Source organism: Hyella patelloides LEGE 07179, from assembly GCF_900659865.1.
Lineage (GTDB): Bacteria > Cyanobacteriota > Cyanobacteriia > Cyanobacteriales > Xenococcaceae > Hyella > Hyella patelloides.
On the sequence record NZ_LR214060.1, the window covers coordinates 3,255 to 8,618 of the forward strand.

At 36.9% G+C, this 5,364-nt stretch carries 3 protein-coding genes; all 3 read right to left on the minus strand.

What is annotated here, in order from left to right; genetic code table 11:
• A partial coding sequence (locus tag H1P_RS28335) for a filamentous hemagglutinin N-terminal domain-containing protein (protein WP_144874043.1) occupies positions 1 to 1,334 on the minus strand: 1,334 nt, incomplete at its 3' end.
• Between the two features lie 89 nt (positions 1,335 to 1,423).
• A complete protein-coding gene (locus tag H1P_RS28340; RefSeq protein WP_144874039.1) occupies positions 1,424 to 4,036 on the minus strand; it encodes a CHAT domain-containing protein in 2,613 nt (870 codons plus the stop codon).
• Between the two features lie 87 nt (positions 4,037 to 4,123).
• Positions 4,124 to 5,242 carry a ShlB/FhaC/HecB family hemolysin secretion/activation protein gene (locus H1P_RS28345; RefSeq protein WP_246141992.1) on the minus strand — a complete coding sequence of 373 codons (1,119 nt, stop codon included), beginning with the start codon at positions 5,240 to 5,242 and terminating at the stop codon, positions 4,124 to 4,126.
• Between the last annotated feature and the right edge of the window lie 122 nt (positions 5,243 to 5,364).

The window sequence follows — 5,364 nt, forward strand, 5'->3', positions numbered from 1 at the left end:
TTTCTTTGTCCATCTACAAGCACCGATTCAGTTGCATTAATATTAATATTTCCCCCATCTCCTCTTCCCTCAGTATTGGTTGAAATCACACCACCATTGGTTAGTCTCAATGAATTTGTACTTATCTCAAGATCGCCAGCCTTTCCTACTGCATCAGAATTTACATTACTTGTAATAGAACTAGCTTCTCCATCAATGCTGCTTTCTCCATCTACAATCACTGATTCAGTTGCATTTATAAAAATGTCACCAGCATTTCCCATTGCAGAAGTATCAGCAACTATTGTTCCGCCTTTTTGGAGAACCACTGATTCGGCAAATACTTCGATTTTTCCAGTTGTACCTTCTGCATTCTCATCAATAGTATTAGTAATTCTACTATCATCTAAAGAAGCTGTTCCCAACACATCAATAACAATATCTCCACCCACAGTATCAGAATCACCAAATCCCTGGAAAATTCCTGCAATCATTTGACTGCCTTCAGTTAAGTTTAAATTTTGACTATAAACATTTATAAAACCTCCTCCATCTTCTCCAATTGCTGAAACGAATACTGCTGAACCTTCAGATAAAGAAATATCGCCTCTTGCTACCTCATCAGAGAAAATTAGATTGGAATTTTCGCTAATCCCAATCTCTCCCGTATCATTGACACTACCTAATTCAACTGTTCCTCCTGGGGCTACTAAATTACCTTTTAAGGTAATATCACCACCTAACAAAACTATATTTTCTCCTTCAGGAACTTGTAAATTTCCTTGAGATTGAATGCTATTGATGTCTCGAGCGCCTATTTGATTGAATAAGTATGCTGAAGGATTAATTGTCAATAATTCTGGTGCTTGCGGATTAATTGTATTGAATTCTCCTTGTTCGCCAAACCTAATTCCGTTACCTGTTGTAGCGCTAAATGAACCCTGCACATCTAAACTAGAATTTGCTCCGAAGATAATTCCATTAGGATTAATTAGATATAAATTAGCTGCACCATTAACTCCTAATCTCCCTAAGATATTTGATGGATTACTACCCGTAACGCGAGAAAAAATATTATTCACCGCTTCGGGATTAGCAAAAAACGCTCCTCTTCCTTCACTTACGTTAAATTCTTGAAACGAATGAAATAGATTTTGTTCTCTTTGTGCGCCTCCTGTAATTACCTCATTTGGCTGTCCGTCAACATTTTCAATTACTTGAGAACTTTCATCACCTAAAGTGTTGTCGGGAACGATATTACTAGCTTGAGAAAAGGCAGGACTGAGTTTACAAAATAAAGTAACAATGACAATTAAAGGGAATCGTAAAACATAAAGAAGATTAAAAGGTTTCATGATGGTGTATTGTAGTTCTGTATTTAGAATAAAGTGAAAATTGTCTTTTAAAGCAATGGAGCGGTATCGAGCAGTAATGTAATTAAAATCTATTTCCAATTACCTATTAAAATAAAGGGCGACCACAAAGCAGGAGAAATATCTTGCTCTATTAAAGCTATTTGGGCTTTTTGTAAGGCTACAGCTTTGCTGAGATTGGCATCTTGTAAACCAACATAAAAGTCTTTTACTACCACTGGTGTTATTTCATCACTAATAGCCCATAAAGAAGCTAAAGCACTATTTGCACCTGCTTGAATGGCGACTCCTGCCAATCCTAGAGCTGCGCGTTCATCTCCAACGGCAGTTTGACAGGCGGTTAGAGAAATTAAGTTGAGAGATTCATTTCTGGCGGTGCTGCGAATAATACGGTCTAGTTGGTTAATAGTGAGCTTCTCATTTTTTCCCGTAACAAGAAAGGTATCTTCTGGTTCGGAACTAAATTGACCGTGAGTAGCAATATGAACTATATGATAGGATGTTTCTGCTAATTCTTGTTGCAAGCGATCGCGTGAAAAGTCATTATTTAATAAATTTGTACTTTCTTCAAAAATACTCTTAAGGAAGGTAAGTTCAGTTTCTACGTCAGGAAGAGGAGAAAACGATTGATTGTCTACTTGAGAAGCTTTACTAAGTCCCAAAGCTAAGATTTTCAAGTTTTGACGATCTAAGGTAGTGGGACTGATAAGATTTAAACTGGGAGTAGTGGCGATCGCATATTTTTGGATTAAAAATTTTTCTCCATCGTGTAGTGCAGACATGGGAATACTTCGGAGCAAACCATCTTGAATAAAGACCAGAGTGGTTATTTGTTCTCGTTGCAAGTCTTCAGCAAAGGGTTGAATCAGCCAGCTATAAATGCTTTGTCCTAAAGAAGTATCGAATTTAAGATAAAGGTTTTCTAATCCCATTCTAAACTGGTTTATTTCTTCAGCGATCGCTTTTTTTCCCTTACTGTTATTCCAGACTATTTTACTTTTGCGTCCTGGAAAGTTAGCTATTACCGCAGTGCGATCTTCTAAAATAATGGTGCTAAAGTAGGCTGTATGGGAGTTGGGTTCGAGTAAATCTACTCTATTAATCGCAGCAACATCGCCAATAGCGCAGTCATTACCAAAGTAGTTTTGTAGTTCGGCTAGTCTTAGAGAATCTAATGTAGTTAAAATTGAATTGACATTTTTAACTTGTTGGGTTTGACTGGGTTTGATCGCTGAAATATTGTCTGTCCTGTCTAATCTACGCTCTATTAACTCCCTGTAAATGGGTTCGACAGTGTCGCGGAAGTCGAATTGTACGTCTCGATTAGCAGTTAAAATATCATCGCGAATACTCTCTAAAGTGGCGATCGCTCTTTCATAAGCTGCAATACCATCTTCTTGTCTGCCTTGAGCATATAATATTCTACCTGTCTGCCATTCCCAAAGATAGAGGCTATCTTTATCTTGTTCGGCTAAAAAACGGGCTTGTTTGGTAATTTCTAGAGCTTGCTGATAGTCTTGAGAACATTCATAAGTATGTCCCAATTCTCCCAAAGCAAAAGAGGTGACTCGGTTGTCTCCTAACTTTTGGGCTAAATCAACCGCTTGTTGTAATAGATTCCTTGCTCGATCTAGGGTTTTTGTATTGTAACAATTACTAAAGCTAACTTTTTCTGGCTCTAATAATTTTGCTAAATCGATAGTCGCATAAATAGTGGTTGATTCTAAAGGAAGAGTTGATATTGAATCGATGGCTAGTTGTTTGCTATTAGCTGCTGCGGTAAAGTCTGCTAAACGATAATAAATAGGAATAGAGCTAATCAAACTTCTGACTTTAGCTAAAGAATTTTCTTGTTTAGTAGCGATGTTCTGACTCTGCTGGAAATAATCTAAAGCTATTTTGTTTTGTTGTTTGCCATCTTCTCGAAATTGAATTACAGGATTATAGGGAATAGAATCTTCTCCCCTAACTCTATAGGTATCTCCTCTAATTTCAGCCGATTCTGCTTTGCGATAGCTAACTTGGGCTAAACTACTGTAGGTGTTACCCAAACTATTTAATGCAGACATCTCTAACTGTGGAATATCTAAAGTTTGAGCTATTTCTAAACTATCTTCTAAATAACTAACTGCTACTGTATAATTACCCCGCAAACGATAGGCTTCTCCCAGACTTCCTTTTGCTGCCATTTCACCCAAACTATCTATAGTTTTTTGAGAAATGGCGATCGCTGAACTATTGGTACATTCTGAATCGGCTTCGTTACCACAAAGAATGGCGATCGCTTTACGATATTGTCCCAAACTACTATAAGCTTGAGCTAATTCGGTTAAACTTCTACCTAATTGGCGAGATTCTCCTAATTGCTGATAACGATCTGTAATATCTTGCCATAGAGCGATTTCTTTTTCAGTTTGTCCCAATTTTTGATAAGCTCTGGCGATATTTTCTAAGATAATAACCTTGTGGAGTTGATTCTTTTCTTCTGGCTTAATAGTCAAAGCACGATTCCAACTTTCAATAGCTGCTCGATACTGTCTCTGTTGATATTCTGTAATTCCTTGCTGTACTAAATCTTTATTATAAGTTTGAGCGTTAAGAACTGAAACTTGTCCTAACAACACAGATATTCCCAAACCAAGTACAAACAGTATTTGCCAAAAGCGAAAAGAGCGATGTGCCATAAATCTAATTTATTAAATGTTTAATAGTATCTTGTCCTAATAAAAGTAATGGTAATAGCTATATCTGCTATGAAGTGCGCTAAATATTTAAAAGGGCTGATAGCGCACAGAAAAATGAAAGCCATTCTCTTGTAAAGAATCCCCATCATTATCCACATCGATTAATGGAACACCATAATCAATATTTAAGATTAATCCTTCTATTACAGCCCAACGTATTCCCAAACCAACAGAAGCAATGGTAGTATTTTCGGGGTCTGGTTCATCATTATTCCACCCTGTACCGAATTCAATAAAAGGATTCAACTGTAGAGTATTAAGGTTTTCAGTGACAGGAATACGCAATTCTAAAGTACCTAATACACCACTATCTGTAACTAATTGGTTTTCTTGATAACCTCTTACAGTATTAACTCCTCCAAGACTAAATTTTTCTAAAGAAAGTAAAGAATTATCTGTAAATTGACCGCCAACTCTAGTAATAAATAACACTTTAGGAGATAATTGCTCTACCCATTGAAATTGTCCCTGCCAAGCAAAGAATGTTCCATCAGTCCCCGTATTATTTATGGTGGCATCAAAAGCATCTATTCCTACATTAAACTGAGATCGCGCTGCAAAAACACTCGTTGCATTTCGCTTTACCCAGTTTTGAGAAAAACGCAGTACTGTTACGTTAGATTTCCCATCTTCTGCTCCAATAGAAAAAGAAAAAGGTTCATCCCCTAAAAAAGTCTCGCGACGACGGATATCCAAACTCAAACCTAAAGCAAATTCTTGATTAGGAGAACGAGTCAAAGGTTGACGAAAACTAAAAGAATAAGTCTCTGTTTCGCTATCGATATCCAAATCGCGAAATTCTTCTTCGATAATACCGCTATCGCTGTTATCATAGCTAAAGCTAAACGTGCCATCATAGGCATTCCAGGGAATTGAATAGCTGGCATTGTAAATATCTAAACCTTCTGTAAAACCGTATTGAGCAAAAAAGCGATCGCCAAAACCTAAAAGATTGCCATGAGCTAGGTTAACGCTACCCTGAAACTCTCCAATACTAGGAGCGCGATAGTTATCTACTCCAATGCCTGCTGTAAAACTGCGAGCTTGTTTGACATTAACTAATAAAACATTACTGCCAGTTTTTTGTCCTGCGGTTAATTCTGCATCTACAGTCTCAAATAAAGGATTGATAATTAAAAGCTGCAATGCTGTTTCTAAATTATCTCTATTTAAAGGTTGAGATGCAGCCAGTTTGAGGCGCGATCTTATCGGTACTTAAACAATTTTAAAGCTAAAAATTAAGTATGATTGTTATTGTATAGGTTTTT